This is a genomic window from Streptomyces sp. HUAS ZL42, assembly GCF_040782645.1.
Lineage (GTDB): Bacteria > Actinomycetota > Actinomycetes > Streptomycetales > Streptomycetaceae > Streptomyces.
In genome coordinates this window covers 6,294,111-6,314,299 of sequence record NZ_CP160403.1, presented here as the reverse complement: position 1 = coordinate 6,314,299, position 20,189 = coordinate 6,294,111, and the positions used below count along the sequence as shown (strand labels likewise).

The 20,189-nt window shown below is 69.9% G+C and carries 9 protein-coding genes; all 9 read right to left on the bottom strand.

From position 1 onward, the window contains the following. Positions 1–46: 46 nt before the first annotated feature. Positions 47–1,036, bottom strand: a complete 990-nt coding sequence (locus ABZO29_RS28890) for a DUF3710 domain-containing protein (RefSeq protein WP_367323096.1) — start codon at positions 1,034–1,036, stop codon at positions 47–49. Further along, complete coding sequence (locus ABZO29_RS28885) at positions 1,023–7,895, bottom strand: polymorphic toxin-type HINT domain-containing protein (protein WP_367323095.1); 6,873 nt, start codon at positions 7,893–7,895, stop codon at positions 1,023–1,025. The genes ABZO29_RS28890 and ABZO29_RS28885 overlap by 14 nt, the downstream gene beginning before the upstream one ends. Positions 7,896–8,041: 146 nt before the next feature. Next, entirely contained in the window at positions 8,042–11,686 is a 3,645-nt protein-coding gene (locus ABZO29_RS28880) for a LamG domain-containing protein (RefSeq protein WP_367323094.1), read from the bottom strand. A 92-nt stretch (positions 11,687–11,778) separates the two neighbouring features. Next, the gene (locus ABZO29_RS28875) at positions 11,779–13,374 is read right to left on the bottom strand and encodes a VCBS repeat-containing protein (protein ID WP_367323093.1); all 1,596 of its coding nucleotides are present in this window, start codon (positions 13,372–13,374) and stop codon (positions 11,779–11,781) included. An 88-nt stretch (positions 13,375–13,462) separates the two neighbouring features. Continuing rightward, on the bottom strand, positions 13,463–14,962 hold the full coding sequence (locus ABZO29_RS28870; protein WP_367323092.1) for an FG-GAP repeat domain-containing protein: 1,500 nt from the start codon (positions 14,960–14,962) through the stop codon (positions 13,463–13,465). 238 nt (positions 14,963–15,200) lie between these two features. After that, a complete protein-coding gene (locus tag ABZO29_RS28865; protein ID WP_367323091.1) occupies positions 15,201–16,385 on the bottom strand; it encodes an acyltransferase family protein in 1,185 nt (394 codons plus the stop codon). Between the two features lie 320 nt (positions 16,386–16,705). Continuing rightward, on the bottom strand, positions 16,706–17,323 hold the full coding sequence (locus ABZO29_RS28860; protein WP_367323090.1) for an acyltransferase: 618 nt from the start codon (positions 17,321–17,323) through the stop codon (positions 16,706–16,708). Beyond that, on the bottom strand, positions 17,320–18,879 hold the full coding sequence (locus ABZO29_RS28855) for a hypothetical protein (protein ID WP_367323089.1): 1,560 nt from the start codon (positions 18,877–18,879) through the stop codon (positions 17,320–17,322). Before ABZO29_RS28855 ends, ABZO29_RS28860 begins: the two co-directional genes overlap by 4 nt. Beyond that, entirely contained in the window at positions 18,860–20,158 is a 1,299-nt protein-coding gene (locus ABZO29_RS28850) for a hypothetical protein (protein WP_367323088.1), read from the bottom strand. Before ABZO29_RS28850 ends, ABZO29_RS28855 begins: the two co-directional genes overlap by 20 nt. Between the last annotated feature and the right edge of the window lie 31 nt (positions 20,159–20,189).

The window sequence follows — 20,189 nt, the reverse complement described above, 5'->3', positions numbered from 1 at the left end:
GTACTCGCCGCGGCGCATGAATTGCGCCGCGGCGAGGGGGAATAAGTCAGGGGATGCGGAGCGGAATGGTGTCCCTCTCCGCGGGACCGGAGGCCGCGGGACCGGAGGCCGCGGGGCCGGGGAATTCCGGGACCACGACGGTGTTCCTGAAGAATTCGTACGGCCAGTCGTCGGTGCTGTCCGGCGCGGCTCCCGCGCCGGTGACGACTCCGCGCAGCAGCCAGCCGGGGCCGTCGAAGCCGAGGAACCGCGAGTGCATGGTGGTGTGGGAGCCGTCGCGGCGTACGACGGGCACTTCGGCCCGCAGTTCGACTCCGGCGGGGCCCGCCCATTCCCGTACCGACGCGCCGTCCTTGCTCAACTTCGCGAGCAGGTCGGCGCGCACGGTGTCCCAGGAGCGGCCCGGGGTCCGGTGGTAGGCCTGGAGCTGGAGCGCGGTCCTGCCGTGGACGACGGTGACCGCGAGGACGCGGTCGTTGCCGCGCTTGTCGCCCACGAACTTGAGCTCGATGTCCGGCCGGGCGGGAATGCGCAGGCCGCCCAGGTCCGTGTACTCCCCTTCCGGGACGCCCAGCGAGCCGGCGTCCCAGGGACCGGAGACAGGTCCCCGCAAGGCCGTGCGGGCAGCCTCCTCCGCGAAGCCCAGCAGTTCGCCGATCTCGGCTTCGGTGTAGCCCTCGGCCTCGATCACGGCCCGCAGCAGGGTCAGCACGCCGCTCGGCGCGAGGAGGCCCCGCTGGTCGGCGCGCCGGAGCGCCGCGAGGTCACCCAGCAGGCCGGTGATCACGGCGGCGGCCTCCTCGTGACCGAGCCCGGGCCCCGGCCCCGGGACGAATCCGAGGTCCGTGGCGATGCGCTCGGGCGAATGGCCCTCGGTCCTGCGGTCGTTCAGCTCCAGTTGCAGGGCCGTGAGGAGGACCCGGCCAGGGGTCAGCCGGTCCCATACGCCGAATTCCGCCGCGGACTCGCTCTCCGGCGCGACGAACCCGTCGCGCCGGAATTGAGCGAATACTTCCCCTGCCTTATGGCGCACCACGGCCCCTCTTCCATTTCTTGACGTACTGTCCGATCCTCGCGATCACGAGCGCCGTGGCGATCGTGGCCTCGACTATTCCAGGGGACGCTCCGGCCTGATGCGTGAAGGGCTTCAGGATTTTCCCGGCGTTCGTGGAGGCGCCGGACAGGGCGCTCTGCCGCTGCTTGGCCGCGTCGCCCACGGACTCGGAGGCACGACGCGTCTCGCCTTCGGCCTCGCGGCGCTTGACCGGCTTGTAGTCGGCGTCGTTGGGGTCGTAGAGGTCGGGAACGGAACTCGGGTCGGCGTCACCGTGGTCGGAGCGCTCGGGATCGCCGCCGTTGCGGCTGCCGCCGCTCCCGCCGCCGGTGCCGCAGTTGTGTACGAGGAGTGGTTCCTCGTCCGCCAGCACGTAGTAGGTGTGGATGTCCTCGACGGTGAGGTCGTGTGTGCGCTGCCGCCGCTCGAAGGGGCTGACCGCCTCGACCGTGGCCAGACCGCCGTCCGCGGTGAGCAGCCGCATGCCGGGTGCGAGGTCGCCGGCCTCGATCCAGGCCCGCTCCGACTCCACCCAGAAGGGGTGGGTGGTGGTGGAGACCAGGTCGGACGGCTCACCGGACTCGCCTCGCACCGTGAGGTCGACGAAGTGCTTGTCGTCCTCGGTGACGATGGTGCCGACGACCTGACGGACCGTCGTCTCGCCCGTCTCCGGGTCGGTCACCAGGACCGCGTCGCCGAGTTCCACCTCCTCGATGGGTTTGCTTCCGCCGTCGGCGAGAGCGACCTTCGTCCCGGGCAGGAAGCTGTGGTTGGGCAGGGCGTTGGTCGGGCAGGTTCCCGAATCCTCCTTCTTGCCCTTCTTGATCACTGCCTTGAGCTTGGCCCGTGCCGAGGAGAGCGCGTCCTTCGCCTTGCCGAGCGCCTTGTTGGCCTTCAGCAGGTCCTTGACTCCGCCGACGAGGTCGCCGACCAGGCCGACCACGCGTTTGGCGAGCTTGGCGCCCTTGGCCCAGTTCCAGGGGGCCCCGTACTTCGCGAGGATCTTGCCCGCGATTCCTCCGGCGAAGCTCCCCGCGATGTTCAGCAGCGTCTCGCCGCACGCGCCCAGATCACCGCTGGAGATGCAGTCCAGTGCCGCGTCCACACCGAGGATGTCCCGGACGATCTTGACCAGCGCCTTGCCGGCCTGCTTGATCCGCTGCTTGGAGGCGGACTGCTGGCCCCGTGCCTTCGAGACCGACTGCTCGGCCTCGTACTCCTCGGCCTCGGCCTTGTCCTTCTCCGGGTTCTTCGGCTTGTACGGGCCGTAGGTGCCGTTGTCACCGGAGCAGTAGGCGTGCGGATAGCAACTCTCCAGTCCGGACGGATCACTGAACGTGACCGGAGAGTTGTCCGCGTAGGCGTAGCCGTTGATCTGCTGCGGCCGGGTGTAGTCGATGAGCGGGTCGACGGAGACGAACTTCCCGATGACCGGGTCGTATTCACGTGCCCCGAGATGGGTCAGACCGGTCGAGGCGTCGATGGTGCCGCCGACGTAACCCTTCTCCCCCGGCCAGGTGCCGCTCGACTGGCCGCGGTCGACACCGTACGGGTCGAAGCGCCGCTGCGAGATCGCACCGGTCGCCGCGTCGATCGCCAGTTCACCCGTCCCGTGGTGGTCCGCGGCCAGGAAGGACAGCTTGCCGTCGCTCGTCCGCACCGCCACGGTCTGGTCGAGGTAGGTGTAGTAGCGGGTCGCTGCCACCTGGGAACCACCCGTGGGCAGGCGCAGTTCCATGCCCGGCAGATAGACCGTGGTGCCCGACGGGTCCTTGCGCTGGACCCGCTCGCCCTCGGCGTCGTAGAGGTAGCTGGTCTCCGACCCGCTCGCCTCGGTCGCCTTGCTGAGCTTGCCGGAGTCGTCCCAGGTCAGCGTCTGGGCGTTGCCTCCGATGGTGCGCTTGGTGGTGTTGCCCGAGTCGTCGTACTCGTAGGACGACTGCCGGTCACCGGTCGGGGTGTTCTCCACGATCTTCGTGACCTGGTGCGGACCGTCACCGGCCGTACCCGCCCCGCCGTAGGTGAAGGTGCGGGTGACGTTCTTCGACGCGTCCAGGCCCGTGTCATGGACGGTCTCCGAGACGCGGTTGCCGATGGCGTCGGTCTCGTACGACTTCCAGTACGACGCCGGACCACCCAGCGGGTTCGCTCCCGCTGTCGCCTCGCACGCCTTCGGGCCGGAGCCGTCGACCGGGGCCGTGGTGCCCAGGGTCCCGTTGCCCGCGGCGTCGGCCGCCGTCGATGCCGGGGTCCAGGCCTCCGCGAGCCGCTGCCGGTTGTCGTAGGCGAAGCACTGGACGTCCGGGGAGGAGGCGCCCGCCGTGTCGGAGATCGACAGCACGTTTCCGGCCTGGTCGTAGGAGTAGTTCGACTCCTTCGCCGGGGCGGTCGCTCCGTAGACGTCGACGACCGCACGGGCCAGCCGGTCGGTGCCAGTCTCGTAGTCGTAGGTCTGCCAGACCTTCTTCCCCGACCCCGCGTACAGCTCCAACTGCTGGAGGTGTCCGTGCGTGGAGTAGCGGGTGTCGGTGACGTACGAGGTGGTGCCGGTCATGGACGTCGGGCGCTGCAGTTCGTCGTACCCGAAGGTGACGACTTCGGCCGGCAGTCCGCCCGCCGCCGGGATTCCTCCGGACTGGGCGGTTCCGTCGCGGTTGTAGGTGCTGGTGAAGACGTAGGTACCGGCCAGCGCCCCCTGCGAGGCGGGTACCGAGTAGGCCGTCTTCAGCGGCTGGTAGAACGCGTCCATCGACTGCACGACCGTCGCGAAGTACTCGGTCGGCGAGACGTAGCTCAGCTGCGCGTACACCTCGCCGAGCCAGCCCGCCTTGTCGTACCGGGTCTCGGTGAGCCTGGTGCCCGTGCCGGCGTCGCCCTGCCAGGTCGAGACGACCCGGCCGAGCTTGTCGTAGACCGTCGACAGCTTCTTGCCCCTGCCGTCCGTCGAGGAGACGGGGCGGTCCAGGGCGTCGTAGGCCACGGCCGAGGTGCCGGCGTCCGGGTCGATGGACTTGGTCTTGCGGCCAAGCTGGTCGTACTCGTAGCGCCAGACGTTGTTCTTCGCGTCGACGACCGTCTTGAGCTTTCCGGACGGTGTGTAGGTGTACTTGGTGACGTCGTAGCCGGACAGCGCGTTCGGGGAAGCGCCCCGGTAGTGCCAGATCTCGCTGGTACGGCCTGCGGCGTCCCGCACCGTCGTCGTCGGGACACCGCCGGTGGGCGGGTCGATGTGGGTGCGCTCGCCGTCGTACGTGGTCGTGGTGCGCCACTGCTCGACGCCCGACACGGCGAAGACGCTCGCCGTCGTGCGGCCCAGTCCGTCGTACTCGAAGAGCGACTGCGTGGCCACTTCGCCGTTGTGGACCAGCAGCAGCTCGTCGGACGGGGCGCCCGCCGCGTTGTAGGTCTCGTTGGCCTTCCTGACCTTCCCGGTGCCGTCGTAGAACGTGTCGGCGACCATGCGGGTGCCGCCCGGACCCTCCGTCTGGATCTGACGGGCTCTGAGCAGTCCGTCGTAGAGCTGGTACTCGGTGCCGTAGGAGCCGTCGTTCTCGATCTTCTCGGTCTTGATCGCGACGACCTTGTCCTTGCGGACGTTGTACGAGTACTTGATGCTCGGCGTCTGCGAGGCCTTCACCCGGTCCGGCAGCCACACCGAGGTGAGGCGGCCGAGGCCGTCGTAGGCGAGGTCGGTCCGCTTGCCGTTCGGGTCGGTCTGGCCCGCCGACATGCCCCAGGCGGGCGCGTAGTCGGTCGTCGTGACATGCCCGAGCGCGTTGGTGAACGTCGTCTTCGAGATCAACCCGTCGACGTCCGTGTACGAGGTCTTCGTCAGCGCGCCGGAGGCGTCCGTCTGGGACAGCGGGCGGCCGAAGGAGTCATAGGTCGTGCTGCCGGTGACCTGATAGGTGCCGGAGGTGCCGTCGTGCGAGGTCAGCCGCTCCGTCTGGGTCGCGTCACCCTTCGTCGGCGCGGCGCCGTAGGCACCACCGTCGTACGAGGTGCGTTCGTCGGCCAGCACCTGGGTCCTGCGGTCCGGTGTGGTCGCGCACTTCACGGACACCGACTCGCTGCGCCTGGGCACGGAGAGGATGTTCTGCGCGGTGCTGTCGGCGTACCAGAAGCGGGTGCAGGTGTCGTCCGCCGTGGTGGACACGTCTCCCAGGTCCTCGACCTCGGTGACCCGGCCGGTGCCGTTGGAGGTGTCGTACTTCGTCGTCGACCGGGTCTCGCGCCAGGCGCCCGAGGCGAGCGGGCTGAAGCCGCGGCTGGTCTCCGTGTTGACGATGGCCGCCCGGTTGGTGCCCCAGCTCTTGGTCTGCGTGGCGGTGTAGGCCTTCCACGGGGTGTTGATCACCTTGGAAGCGACCTTGCTTCCGTCGTACGCGATGGCTTCGAGCTCGAAGCCGGTGAACTCCTTGGCGTCCGTGTACTCGGTGCCGGTGGAGTCGGAGACCTTCACCGATCGGGTGCCGCCGGAGGAGGTCTTGTCCCCGTCCATGCCCTGCAGGTACGTGTAGTCGACCCGGCTGGTCTGGTTGTCGGCGCTGCCGCTGGTGACGGTGACCTTGCCGTAGCCCTGCCAGCCGCCCCAGGTCAGGTACTTGTCCTCGGTGATGCCGTCGGGTTCCGCCTTACGCCAGGCCGCGTCGCCCTGGTACGAGTACCGCGTGACGAGCTGGTCGCTGCCGCCGGTGCGGTCGGTCTCGATGACGGCCGCCACGACGTACTTGTGGAACCAGTCCGTGATCGGGTCGATGTAGCCCGGGGGCGACCACTTCACCGGGTAGCAGCGCTTGGTGGACTCGCCCGGCGCCGGCAGGGCGTCCTTGGTGCAGTTCGTGGGCGCGTAGTTGACGTCGAGCTGCGCGCCCGTCTCACTGAGGACGGTGGACAGGCGGAAGCGGTGGAACGGGGCGATGTTGTCCCCGATCGCGTCCACCCGGTTCGCCAGCTGCTCGCCGTAGAGCTCCAGCGTGGGCAGTTTCACCGCCGTGCCGACCCGGCCCTCGTGGTCGATCTTCGCCAGCCACAGCGTCTTGGAGTCGTCGCCGTTGTCGGTGAACAGATGCGTGAAGGACCAGGCGTCCACGTCCTGATACGTGGTCGCGTCCTTGCGCATCTGCGTGACGACGGACGTCAGCCGCTTGGTGGTCCAGAAGGTCTGGCCGACCGTGCACTTGGTGTCGGCCTTGCACTCCTGGTCGACGGGAACGTCCGGCCAGTGGGAGGCGTTGGCCGTGGTGCGCTTGGCTTCCGCGCAGTCGAAGTCCGCGGTCGGCAGGCAGCGTTCGGCCGTGTTGAACACGACCCGCGCCGGCGCCTTGGCGGCGTACACCTGGCCGTCGCGCTGACCGTAGTCGACCCGCTTGAGGTAACCGCCGCGGTGGTACGCCGTGCCGTTGACGTCCGTCTTGCCGTTCAGCGCGTAGTAGTTGGTCTCCCGCGCGTAGTAGTACGACATGACGTTGCCGTGGGTGTCCTTGACGTAGTCGAGGGACCACCGCCAGGCCTGCTTGCAGTGCGCGCTGGTGAACGTGGCGTTGTAGCAGGGCTCACCGGAGTCGTCGCCGAAGACCGGGACGGTCCACGTCGAGTCCGTCTCCTCGTTGCCCGTCGCCCATCCCGGCAGCCGGTTCAGACCGAAGTAGTACTCCGTGCCGTCGGTCGTCGTGACACGCCAGTGCTCGCCGTCGTTGTCGCCGTTCGTGGCGCCGGTCAGCTTCTCGACCTTCGTACCGTCGTCGTTGGCCAGATGCCACTTGCCGGTCGTGTCGTCCTTGATCAGTTCCGTTGAGGAGCCGTTGAGGAGAATCGTGGCGTTGTCGTACGCCCAGCACTGCTCGGCGGAACCGGAATGACCGTCATCGGAGCAGGCCTTGTAACGGCGCTCGATGTAGCCCGGGTCGTAGGAGAAACCCTCACCGACCCACGAACCCTGGTTGTTGGTCGCCGCGGTGCGGCCGTCCGCCGACTGCGAGGAGTAGCCGAGGCCCACCGTCGGCGTCAGACCACCCGGAGTCGGCACCGTCCGCATCGGGTAGTTCCAGGAGAACCCGCCGGACGAGTTCGAGACGTTCCAGCCGGCCGACGGAGCGAGCGCCGTGGCCTTGTAGGTGCCCTGCGCGCTGGACGGGCCCGCCGCGACCGCGACCAGGGACGTCGCGTCCGTCGCCATCGTGGAGACACCCTCGGCCGGGGCCGGGGCGGCCGTGACGTCGGCGGAGACCGTGCCCGTCTTCACGTCGTTGACCGTCGGCAGCACCCTGGGCTGCTGCGGGCAGGCCTTGCTGCCCGGCACAGCCACGACGGCACACGCCGGGAGCTGGACCAACTGGAGCCGGGAGCCGTAGGAACCGCCGAAACCCTCGGCGAACTCCGAGTAGTCCACCGTCAGATGGACCTTGCCCGCCTGCGCGGAACCGTCCGCCCGCTCGACGCCCAGCAGCACATCGGCGCCCAGCTCGTCGGCACGCTTCGGGTCGAGGACGTCCACCCGGACGCTCTCCGCGGCCTGCGCCGCCCTGACCTTGGCCTTCGCCTTGGTGACCTTCACCGGCAAACCGCCGGCCTCCGCGGTGGCGCCTGTCCTCAGCTCGGCGCCGCCCTGCTTCGGCCACACCGCCTTGTCCAGCCCCTTGACCGCCGCCTTGCGCGCCGGATCGGAAGGGCGGGACTTCGCTTTCGCGTCGGACCCCTCGGCGGGATCTCCGTCGTCCTGGACGCCGGGGCGGCTGGTGCGGCCCCGGTTACCGTCGTCGAGCGCCAATGCCGGAACCGACGACGCGGACAGCGCGAGGGTGAGCCCCAGCACTGTCGCGACAACCGTCTGTCTGGGCATGCGGCGGCTCAGTGAGCAGCCACGGAACAACATTCGGCAACTTCCTGATCGTAGGAGAACGCCATGAGGAGGAAGAGGAGCACAGCGGTCAGGACAGGTGTGCCGGGCCCTCAATGGGCCCGGCACACATCAGACGTGATGAAGCGTCACATGTCGGGGACTGCCGTCAGCGCGGCCATCTGCTGCACCGCGATCTGGTCGGCGGCACCGCTGTAGACACGCACCTCGTCGATCGCACCGGCGAAGTACTCACTCGCCCCGCGCAGCGAACGCCCCACCTGCAGACCACCGGTGGCGGACCACAGGGTGTCGTCCGTGCCGTAGGCACCGGCGACGAGCTGACCCTCCACATACAGGCGAATGGAGTTGGCGAAGGCGTCGTAGACCACCGCCAGGTGCTGGCCGGAGCCACCCGTGTCGGGCAGTTCCTGGTCATCGGTGAAGGTGACGATCTCGGGTGCTGCCGCGTCCGTCTTGGCGACGGCCAGCTCCCACTGCTGCGTGGTCGCCTGGTAGCGGACCTGTACGCGGTTGGTGTTGGCGCCCGGCAGGGACAGCACCGTCTGCGACTTCTCCGGGTCCAGCGAGGTGAGCTGGGCGCGGGCGGTCACGGTGAAGCTGCTGTTGCCGGTGACCGGGGCGGTGGCGGTGGACGCGTAGTCCCCGTCGCCGTCCAGGACCAGGTTGCCGTCGCCGACCAGGGCGGCGACGTCGAACAGCGGGTCGGCCGGACGGTAGATCGAGGCGTCGCCCGCGAGGGTCAGCACCTGGCCGCCGCCGGTCTCCGAGGAGGCGCCGCTGGTGACCGCGTCGAGCTGCCAGTAGCCCTTGCGCTCCGGCTTGATGGTCATCAGCTCGGCGACCTGGGTCGCCGGCAGAACACGGTCGAAGACCCGGACCTCGGCGAGGTCGCCCGTGAAGTTGTCGCGGTAGCCGCTCTTGGCCGTCGAGCGGCCGATCTGCAGCGGTCCGTACGACTTCCAGGTGGAGCGCCGGGTGGCGGAGCCCTTCAGGTCCTTGTTGATGTAGAGCTGGAGCTGCGGGCCTCCGCTCTTCTGCGCGTCGTAGACGCCGGTCAGCAGCACCCACTGGTCCTTGACCACGGACACTCCGGTGGAGACGGCCTTCCACTCGCCGAGCGAGTCCACGTCGTTGACCGGGACGGAGAACTTCCAGGTCTGCGCCGAGGCGTCGTAGCCGAGGGTGAAGCCGGGCTCGCCGGTGCCGTCCTGGCTGACGACGGCCATGTTCTTGTCCAGCGCGGTGGGCCGCACCCAGGCGCTGACGCTGAAGCTCTTGGCGGTGTCGAGCACGGTCGCGCTGGCGTCGAGGTACGACTCGGCACTGCCGTCGAAGTGGGCCGCCTTGTCGACCTTGCCGCCGGGTCCGTCCGCGCCGAAGGCGACGGCGGTGCCGGCGGTGGCCGAGAACTCGCCGCTCTCGTCGTGCGCCTCGGCGTCACCCGCCTGGTCGGCGAGGTTCCACTGGGCGACGACCGGTGTGCCCTCGCTCACCAGGAACTCGTAGTGCGCCTTGGTGCTCGGGTTCTCCGCCTTGTCGACGGCGATCACGTCGACCCAGTGCCGTCCGGCGCGGGTCGGCATCCACTGCACGGAGACGGAGCCGCCCGCCGCGGACGGGGCGACGGTGGTCGCCGGGCTGGCGGTGCTGTCGAAGGCGTAGCGGTACTTGACGACGTCCGTGTCCGGGATGGAGTCGTTCGGGTTGGGCGCGAAGGTGAAGGTGCCGTAGGTGCCCACGCCGTCGTGGTAGACGGTGTCGGACGGGTACTGCTTGGACAGCACGTTCGGCTTGCCCGGCAGCGTCTTGTCGTAGATGAACTCGCAGCGCTGCGCGGTGTCGCCCTCCCAGCTCCACGGGCCGTAGCCGTCACCGTCGTAGGCCCGTGCGCTCCAGTAGATGACCGTGTTCTGCGGGATCGTCGACTTGACGGTGTGTGTGAACTTGGTGCTCGTCGTCGGAGACAGCCAGTCCGGAGTGGTGTACGTATACGAACCAGGCGACGCTCCGCCCCACTCCACCTTGAACTCGACCTTCACCTTGTCGGTCTGGCCGTTGGCGTGGTCCGGGTCGCTGGCGATGGCCTGCAGCTTCGGCGGAACCTCGGAGTACTCGCGGGTCGAGCCCCACTTGCACAGGCCACCGGGGTCGGTGGACATGTCGGAGGTCTTGATCTGCCGCGGCAGGTTGTTGTACTTGATCGACAGATACGCGTTACCGCAGATCCGCTTCCACTCCGCAAAGCGCGTCTCATCCGCAGCCCGCAGACCCAGCGTCATCGCATTCCAGCCACCCGCGGCAGCCGTCTTGATCTCACTGGTCAGCTCACCCGTCGCACCACTCTCGAAGTGCAGGTTCGCCTGGCTCGAGCAGGAGGTCGGCGAGATCGCCTTGTCGACCGTCTGCAGATAGTCCACCCAGTCGTCCGACGTGTTCGACCAGTTGCTCGACGACGTCAACGTGTAGTTCTGGCCGCCGATCCGGTAGAGCCGGATGGGCTCAGCGGTCGGGGAGGCGCTGTAGATGTGCTCGACCCGGGCGGAGAAGGTCGCGCCCAGGATCTGCTTCCCCTTGTAGAAGGAGAGCGGCATCGTGAACATCACGCGACGGACGCCGACGCCGTTGCAGGAGACGGGGTTGTAGTCGGTGGGGCACTTGCCGACGCCCGCGCTGCCCGAGTACTTCCAGTCCTGCTCGCTGGGCATCCCGGACATGACGCCGGTCCAGGCGGTACGCGAGGTGGTCCGCTGGATCGGGTCGATGACGACCGGGAAGACGGTGTTCTCGCCCTTGAGGAGCTTCTGGTCGGGGACGAGGCTCAGCTTGCCCTTGCCGACCTCGACGCCGAGCGGGGCGACGCGGCCGCCGCCGCCCGGGCCCTCGAGAGCGGGCTCGGGGGTCTCGTCGGCCCTGGGGCCGGCCGTGGCGGTCTCGTCCGCCCCGGCCGCGGCGGCCTTCAGCGCCTTCGCGACGGCCTTGGGGCCCTGCTTCTTGCTCGCTGCCTCCTCGACGGCCGCCGAGTCCCACATGGCGGGCTTGCCTGCCTGGAAGACCGTGCCGCCGACCACCGCGTCCTCGGCGACGATCGCGCCGGTGGCATCCTCCGCGACCTTCAGGCCGTCGGTCGTCATGCCGAGGTCGAGCCGGGCCAGCTTGGGGTCGGCCGCCGCCTCGGGCGTCTTGACGACGAGCAGGTGACCGAAGCCGTCGGCCTCGGCGCGGACGGTCAGGTCGACGCCGGGCAGGGCGTCGGCGTAGGTGGCGGTGTCACCCTCGACCTTCGGTGCGGGCAGCTTGCCGTACGGCCAGGTCAGGGCGAACTCGCGGCCCGCGCGCTGCATCGTCACGAAGGGCTTGCCCGCCTGTCCGGCGGAGAAGCTCAGGTCGACGGTGGCGGCCTTCGGCCCCCAGCTGCCGTCGGCCCGCTTCACCAGCGTCGCGTCGACGTCGACCCACTTGCCGCCCTGCACCGTGCGCACGGGCTCGGTGTACTCGCGGGCGGTGAAGGTGCCGTCGGGCTCCGCGAAGATCTCGCGGCGCTCGGTGCGCAGTCCGACGACCTCGGTCTTCTTGCCGCTCTCCTTCGCGGCGGCCAGGGCCTGCTGCTCGGTCTGCATCGGCTGGTCTGCGGCAATGGGCGCCGGGCCCTGCGCCGGGGTGCCGCCCGGCAGGACCGCCGCGCCGGCCACCACGGCGCCGGTGACGGCGGCCGCCACAGCGGCACGGACCACCATGCTTCGCCGTATCGGTCTGTGTCTGTCTGCGGACACGCGTCCACTCTCCAGTCGGTTCATGTCTGTGTCAGAAGTCCGGTCGCCGGAACGTCCTGTCCGGCGCGCTGGGTCACGTGGTTGACGGGCCGTCATCGGACCGTCGCTCCGAAGGCGGAACCACCTGCGGGAATGCCGCCCTCACCGGGCTTCCACGTCTGCGTCGGCGCGCTGCCCGAGGCCGCGTTCCACGGAAAGCCGTGGACCGCACGGCCGTCGGCCGGGCCGTAGGGAACCCCCACGTACAGCAGCGACGGGCTGCTGCCGAGGCTGATGCCGGCGTACGTCCGGGGTGCGGGGCCGGAGGGGATGCCGTTCCCGGGCTCGACGATCGCGTCCGAGGCGCCGGGCGCCCCGATCAGCGGGAGGATCTGGACGGCGCCCGCCTCCGGGGCCTCCTCCGTCGACTCCTCGCCGGGTGCACCCACGGCGACGCGCATCGTGGTCGCCGTACTCACCACGTTGGTGGTGGTGTTGACCGCCGCGAGCCGCTGGCCGAAGAAGTCGCCGGGCTCGGCGTCTCCCTCGACGCCCTCGACGTTCTGGTCGATCCAGTTGAGCAGCGCGAGCGTGCCGTCCGCCTTGATGTGGTAGACGTGCACCGCTCCGGCGTCGACGGTGGTGCCGAGGTCCTCCCCGGGCACGCCCGCGGCGAGGATCGAGTCGGTGACGGTGGCCGCGCCCGACGGGCGGTAGGGGGCCATCGCGAGTGCGCTTCCGTAGCGGTCGTCCGTCTGGGCGGCCGAGTCCGGTCCGGGGGTGCGCCCCTGTCCCATGCCGAAGAGCGGGTCGGGGATGCCGTCCGTGTTGAGCGACGGCTTGAACACCTGGACGCCTCCGGCGAAGGCGACCGTGCCGATGCTCTCGCCGGGTGCACTGACCGTGAAGTACCGGTCGGTTGCGGCGACCGCGAATCCGAAGTGGTCGTAGGCCTCCGCGTCCTCCCACACCCCGGTACTGTTCTGGTGGACCGTCGAGACGGACGGACTCACTCCGTACACGTACGCCGCGAAGCCCATGTCCGTGATACCCGAACTGTCCTCCCCCGGGATCCCGATGACGAGGAACGGCACGCCGGTCGTCGAGAGACCGGCGGCGACCGAGTAGCCGACCCAGTCGTCCTCCTCGTAGGCGTTGGACAACTTGCCGTCGGAGCCCTGACGGAATCCGAGATCGGACGTTCCCTGGCCGATGCCGGCCGTCGAGCCGTAGACGAGGTGGACGAGACCGGCGTCCTTGACCGTGCCGACGTCCTCGTACGGAATACCGACGGCGATGTCGCTGCAGCCGTCGAGGTTCGCGTCGTACACGGCGAGCGAGAAGCCGAACTGGTCGCCGGCCTCCGCGGCGTCGGAAACGTTCGGCGTGTCCTGCGACAGCGTGGTCACACCCTTGCCACCGCCGAGCACGATGTGCACTGCGCCGGCCTTGTCCTTGCCCGACACCGTCGCCAGCGGGTCGGCGATCGCGGTGTCGCGGATGCCGTCACCGTTGAAGTCGGAGGCGACCCCGCCCGTGCACGCGGTCGCCGCTGCAGCCGGGGTGCCGCCTCCCCCCACTCCCAGTACCAGCAGCACCAACGACAGTGCCCCTGCGGCGGCCCTCCCCCGGCTTCCGTGGAGCGGCCGGACCCGTTTTCCGCCGGGCGCGGAACGGCCTTCGGCCGTCCCGTGTCCGCCTTCGGACATGGCTTTACTCCCCCCCTTGTCATGAATTGACGTCTTGTCATGAATTGACGTCGTGAGCCCGAACGCCCGGGCCCACGACCGTCAGTGATCAGCGAACGGTCGCCCCGAAGGCGACGCCGGTCGCCGGAACGCCGCCCTCACCGGGCTTGATCGTCAGGGTCGGCGCCCCGCCGGAGGCCACGCCCCAGGGGAAGCCGTAGACCGCCCGCCCCTCGGCCGGGCCATAGGGCACGCCGACGTACAGGAGGGAGGGGGTTGCACCCAGGGAGAGGCCGGCGAGCATGCGCGGCGCGGGAGCGGACGGAATGCCGTACCCGGGGTCGATCCATTCGTCGGAGGCGCCGGGCGCGCCGACCAGCGGGACGATGGCGACGCCACCCTTCTCCGCGTGCTCCTCGGTCGACTCCTCGCCGGGCACGCCGATCGCGAGCCGGGTGGTGGTGCCCGTGGAGGTGGCGTTCGGGGAGGTGTTGACGGCGGCGAGCCGCTTGCCGAAGAAGTCGCCGGCCTCCGACTGCTCAGCCATGTCCGGGGAGTCCTGGGCGATCCAGGCGGTCTCGGTGTAGGTGCCGCTCGCCGTGATCCGGAAGACCTGGACGGCGCCCGCGTCGACGGTCGTCGACAGGTCCTCGCCGGGCACGCCGACCGCGAGCAGCGACTCGGTGGTGGAAGTGGCGCCGGAGGGGCGGTACGGGACCATGGCGAGCGCTGCGCCGAACTGGTCGTCGGCCTCCTCGGCCCCGCTGATCACGTCCTGGTCCTGCCCGAGCCCGGCGAGCGGCTTCGGGTAGCCGGAGGTGAGCGTGTGGTTGAAGAGGGCCACACCGCCGGCGAAGGGCACGGTGCCGAGCGCCTCGCCAGGCGTGCCGACCGCGAAGTGGGTCGGGGTCGCGGCGAGCGTGGAGCCGAAGCGGTCGTCCTGCTCCGCCACGCCGGGCACGGCGCCGGCGGCGCTGGTGTCCTGGTGGCTGAAGGTGACCGTCTGCGCGGTGCCGCTGACGTAGTAGAAGCCGCCGGCGTCCTCGATGGTGCCGATCGACTCGCCCGGGCTGCCGATCAGCAGGTACGGCGTGCCGCCCGAGGTCTTTCCGGCTGCGACGGAGTAACCGACCCAGTCGTCGGTCTCCGCGCCGCCGCCCAGCGGCTTGTCGGTGCCCTGGAAGAACTCCTTGACGCCCTTGCTGCCTGCGCTCAGCCCGCTCGTGGCGCCGTAGATCAGGTGCACGGCACCGGAGTCGGGGACGGTGCCGATGTCCTCGTACGGCGAGCCGATCACCAGGTCGCTGCAGCCGTCGAGGTCGGCGTCGTAGACGGCCAGCGAGTAGCCGTACTGGTCGCCCGCCTCGGGGACGCCCGGGATGACGTCGAGGGCCTGAGTCAGCGTCAAAGTTCCTTTGCCGCCGCCGTAGACGACGTGCACCGCGCCTGCCTTCGCCACCCCGTCGACGGTCGCCTCCGGGTCCGCGATCGCGGTGTCCCGGATTCCGTCGCCGTTGAAGTCCGAGTCGACTCCGGAGGGGCATGCGACGGCGGCCGCGGCGGGCGTACCGCCGACTCCCACGCCCCAGGCCAGCAATGCCCCTGTCAAAACGGCGGCAGCACCATGCCGCCAGACTTTCCCCACCCTTGACACAAATGCCCCGTAGTTAAAGAGAGACTAAAGAAGTTCAAGTGATGATCCCTTTGCATGAAGTGCACATGCAATACCCCGCCTGTTCCCCCGAATATGACAAAAGTCACAGCAGTCACACACGCAACCCATTGGCCTCACAGGTGGTCCGCGCGAGGCGATCCAGGCCTGCCTCGCGTTGCCGGCTTCCCCCCGGTCACGTGTTCTGGCGGCCGGAGCCCGCTGCCTCCGCGCGCTTGCGGGACTCCTTCTCCAGGGCGTTGCGCAACCACCTCTGCGACGGCTTCTCGACGAACCGGTGGACGAGCCAGGACAGGAGAAGCAGCGCCGCCGTGGTGATGCCCAGCGTGGCCCACGCGCCCAGGTGCCCGTACAGGGTTCGGATCATCGCCCAGCCCAGTTCCTCGTGGAGCAGATAGAGCGGGTAGACCAGCGCACCCGCCGTGCTCAGCCACTTCCAGCCGATCCGGTCGAGCTTGTGCAGGGCGACGGCGAGGACCAGCAGGTAGAAGACGGTGACGAGGGCCAGAGCGACGTACGGGTCGCGGTCCATGCCCTTGTCGTGGCGCAGATGGTCGGCGTGCTGGACGAGGTCGCTCTGCATCACCAGCCAGCTCGCGCCGAGCAGGCCCCACAGCTTGAGGTCCGGACCGAACCGGTACATCAGATACATGGCGATGCCGGAGACGAACAGCGCGGTGTTCAGCGGCTGTGCGAAGACCCCGAGCAGCGGAACCTCGTTCTGCTGCACCAGGATGCTCGCGAGCAGCCACAGCCAGCAGAAGACGGAGACACGGGTGTAGTTCAGGCCCTTCCAGAGCACGACCAGGAAGATCAGGTAGAAGGTGAGCTCCACCCACAGCGTCCAGTAGGCACCGACGAGGTGCCGGGCCGAGAGCGGCACCTGGAACATCGTGAGGTTGGTCAGCGACTCGCTGAAGCTCGGCGCCTTGCGCGCACCGTCGGGCAGCCCCCGCCAGACGAGGACGGCGACGACGACCGAGAACCAGTAGGCGGGGAAGAGCCGCAGGAAACGGGCCTGCACGAACTGGCCGGGCGTGCGGTCCCAGGCGGACAGGCAGATGACGAAGCCGCTGATGATGAAGAAGAGCTGGACGCCGTAGGAGCCGTACGAGGTGTACGGGAAGATCGAGGGGAACAGCGCCTTCGGGTTGATGCCCCAGTTCGCCTTGGTCGCCGCGTCCACGCCCGTGAAGTGGAACATGAGGACAGAGAGGGCCGCTATCACCCGCAGCGCGTCCAGTGCGTAGAGCCGCGAGCCGCGCGCCTTCGCGGGCGGCACGGGGCCGCGTGTGTCCGGTGCGTCCGGTGCGTTCGGCGTATGCGGCTGGGCCGCGACCGTGACGTCGGTCTGGGACATCTGTCGTCGTCCTCGCTGTGTGTCCTGGGCGCCTTGACCCTCGGCAACGAGGTCGTACGCCGGTCCGGATGGAGGACCAACGGCTCCGGTGTCCCGTGCCCGCCCCCTCACGGAGCCTCACTTCCGCGCCTCGGGCGCACGGCTCCGCCCCCGGGCGAGCATACGGGAGACACAGCGAAGGCAACGAGGGGGCACAGGAGGAGGCGGAGCGGGCCCGAACGAGTTCGGTGCCGCCCGGGACAAGGCCCGGACGGCACCGACAGAAGGCGGCGTGAAGCCCCGCACCGGTTCGTCCCGCAAACCGGCCGCGGCTCGCAGGATCAGTCGCCCGGCAGCTCCACCAGCTCGGTGACCCCGTCGGCCTCCCGCTCCTCGTACCGGGTGCCGGTCTGCGGGCACTCCCACACGCCCGCCTCGCCCTCGCGCTCGGCCAGCCGTACGCCGGCCCGGCCGACCCAGCCGATCCGGCGGGCCGGGACACCGGCCACCAGGGCGAAGTCGGGGACGTCCTTGGTCACGACGGCGCCCGCGGCCACCAGCGCCCAACGGCCGATGTGGACCGGTGCGACACAGACCGAACGGGCACCCAGCGAGGCACCCTCGGCCACCTTGACGCCCACGGCCTCCCAGTCGCCGCCGCGCTTGAGCTTGCCCTCGGGGTCGACGGAACGCGGGTAGTGGTCGTTGGTGAGGACGACGGCAGGGCCGACGAAGACGCCGTCACCGAGCTCGGCAGGCTCGTACACCAGGGCGTAGTTCTGCAGCTTGACGTTGTCGCCGATGCGCACGCCCGTACCGACGTAGGCGCCGCGGCCGATGACGCAGCCCTCACCGAGGCGGGCCTTCTCGCGGACCTGGGCGAGTTCCCACACGGTCGTCCCGTCACCCAGCTCGGCGCTCTCGTCGACCTGGGCGGTGGGCTTGATGGTGTAGCTCACTGTTGAACCTTCCTGTGACTGCCGAGCAGCAGCCGGTCGAAATCGTCGCGTACGACGGTCCAGTCCCAGGCGGAGAGTGCGTGTTCGGCGGCCGCCTGGCCCGCCTTGACCCAGGCCTCCTCGGTCGCGGTGCAGGCGAGTATCCGCCGCGCCGCCTCCTGAGGCGTGCCGGCCACCCACTCCGCCGGGAAGAGGGTGCGGGCGCTGTGCTCCCCGCCCGCGAAGAACGGCCAGTCACGGGTGACGGGGACGGCACCGCTGGCGGCGCCCTCCACGAATCCGCAGTGGAAGCTCTCCCGCACCGAGGAGCTGAGGATGACCCCGACCTCCTCGAGCACGGCGGGCACGTCGCCGGTCTGGCCGACGCGGCGGACCGCGCCCGAGGGTTCCAGCCGGGCGAGGTCCCGCTCCAGGCTGTCGTGGTAGGCCCGTACGGCCGGTCCGGCCTCGGGATTGAGCCCACTGCCGACGAGCAGCAGCCGGTAACGGTCGTCCTGCTCGCGCAGATGCCGCAGGACCTCGATCGCCCAGCGGGGGTCCTTGGCGACCTGGCCGACGCCCACCAGGCCGAGCGTGAACCGCGCCTCGGGCCGCTTGGGGCGCCGGTACACGGACAGGTTCATGGCGTTGTGGATCACGTGCAGCCGTGGGGCGCCGTCGGCCGACAGCCGCGGCACGGCGGCCGTGACGAGATCGCGCACGTGGTCACCGACGAATATCAGGTCGTCGACCCGGGAGAAGTCCGTGATGTGAGGCCAGTAGCTGAAGGCCTCGTAGCTGTGCAGCCGCACGATCACTCGCGTGGTGCCCGGGTCGACCAGGGTCAGGAACGCCGCACCGGCCGAGCACCAGTCGACGAAGACCGTGTCGGCCCAGTCGAAGTGGGGCCGCAACGCTTCCTCGATCGCACGTCCGTAGGCTCCCTGGCCTCCGGCGAAGCGCCCCATCATCCGCTGCAGGCCCTTGGCCAGGGGGGCCAGTTCAGGGTCGGTGGCCAGGTCGAGGGTGCGGACCTCGACGTCGGCGTGCTGCTCGTACCGCTCGGTGATGAGCTGCAGGAAGTTTGCGTTGCCCCGGTTGACGACGAGAAGCCTGAGGGGACGGTCGTCCGGGGGCGGCGCGGCGGGCTCCTTGCGGCCGCGCGGCTTGGCTATCACGCGCATGACACGGCTGCGGTGGATCGGGGCGGTGAAGCCCTTCGGGTCCTCGGCCAGCGGCGAGGCCAGTCCGTCGACGTGCGGTATGCGGTGGAAGGCGAGCAGCAGCGCCTTGGCCGCCGCCCCGGCCGCGGCCGCCCGCTGTCCCTCCTTGTACAGCGCGTCGGCGCAGGAGAGCTCGGCCGCGTAGGCCGCCTTGAGGCGGCGCGGCGTGAGGCCGTGGGACAGCTCCAGTTCCGCGGCCTCGGACAGCAGATCGGCCTTCAGTCTGGGCTCCCCGGCCTCCTTGGCCAGGACGTTCAGCAGGCGGGCCGCCAGAGTCGGTGCTCCTGCCCTGGCCAGGCCGGAGCTCAGCCAACGCACGGGAGTGACCAACCGCTCAGCGGGAATCCGAGACACCGGCACAGCGTAGCTCCAGTTCCCGCACCGGACGCGCGGTCCAGTGCCGATCGACGACGAGTGGCAGACCCAGGACGAGGGGCGTCCACATCAGGATGCCAAGACGCTCCGACTCCTGGACGAGTGGATGGGCCGTGACCAGGCACACCCCGGTGAGCGCGGTCGCCAGGGCCAGCAGGCCGAGGCCCTCGCCGTACCTGACCAGCGCCCACACGGCGAGAGCCGTGAGCACGAGGAAATAGGGCAGCTCGGCCTGCTGGGCGGCCCAGTCCCGCCAGAATCCCGCGGCGAGGCGGAGCAGCCTACCCCAGGGGTCGGCGACCTCGGGGGTGTCGAAGTGGTGGGTGAAGGTGTCCTGCAGGGTGACCTGCGAGGACGGCAGCCCGAGGACCTTCATCGCCACGGCGACACCGCCTGCCGCCACCGCGGACAGTCCCGCGAGAACGACCGTTCCCCGGTGCCGCAGCGGGGCGGAGAAGCACAGGGCGCCTGCCGTGACAGCGGCGAGGAAGGCCCCCAGCACCAGCACCGACGAGTAGCGGGTGACCGCGCCCGCCACGTAGGCGACGGCGGTGAAGGCGGCGGCTTTCGGCAGGGAGCGGCGCCTGAGCAGCAGAAGTCCGCCCCACAGCACGCCGAGCACGCACACCGTGAACAGTCCCTCGCTCAGTGCCTGGGCACTCCACCAACCGAGTGGTGTGGCGAGGAACGCGACCTGGCCGAGGAGAGCCGCAGGCCGGGTCAGACCTGCCGCACGGAGCAGACCGAAAACGAGCAGCGCGCCGGCCTCGGCCGTGAGCAGCCCCAGCAGCCGCATGCCCTTCGACACACCGAAGGCCTTGATGAACGGCGCCGCGAGCAAGGGGTAGCCGGGCCGGCCGGCGAAGATGGACTGGTAGCGCGGGTCCGCCGTGGTCACGTCCTCGGCATCGGCCCAGCGGTCGAGGCAGGCGCGTTCGGCGGCGGCCTTGAGGGCGTGCTCGCTCCGCCGGGTCGTCGGCTGGAGCCGCAGGTCGTGGGCCGAGCGGTCGGCGCGGGCCGCGCAGAACGCGGCAAGCGCCGTGCGGTGCGCCTCCGCGGGTGAGGCGCCGAGGTACCGCTCGGCCGTGCGGGCGTACCGGTAGGAGTCGGGAAAGAGCGTCCAATGGGGCCCTGCCGCGAACTGGAGCACCGCGTACAGGACGCAGACCAGCAGCGGAAGGGCGGCCCTGCTGCGGCGCACGCGCACGGCGATCCGCACCGCCGGCGGTGCGGAGGGAGCGGGGCGGACGACGGGCACGTACGGTTCCTGAGCGGTAGGAGGACGGCCC